This is a genomic window from Streptomyces sp. URMC 126 (assembly GCF_051386555.1).
Taxonomy (GTDB): domain Bacteria; phylum Actinomycetota; class Actinomycetes; order Streptomycetales; family Streptomycetaceae; genus Streptomyces.
In genome coordinates this window covers 1-258 of record NZ_JBPQTX010001036.1, presented here as the reverse complement: position 1 = coordinate 258, position 258 = coordinate 1, and the positions used below count along the sequence as shown (strand labels likewise).

The 258-nt window shown below is 70.9% G+C and carries 1 protein-coding gene; it reads right to left on the bottom strand.

Annotated features, from left to right (window positions below; translation table 11 throughout):
- On the bottom strand, positions 1 to 258 hold a 258-nt coding region (locus ACSNOK_RS34990), incomplete at both ends, for a hypothetical protein (protein ID WP_436784731.1).

Genomic DNA, 258 nt, shown 5'->3' with positions numbered 1-258 from the left:
CTCCTGGTAATGCCGCAAGTTCGCCTTGAGGCCCAAAGGCGCCGCCACGGCCGGGATCTCGCTGATCGAGGCCAGCCGCCGCGCCATGTCGCGCAAGGCAGCGCCGCCGTTCCAGCGCAAGGCATCCTCGGGCAGCGCTTCCTCGATCGCCGACAGCCGGGTCATCTCGGCCCGCGACAGACGGACGTGGCCGTCGCGGCCGATCTTGCGCGCGGCGAACAGCTCGTAGAGCGCCTCCAGCATCGCCTTGAGCCGGCC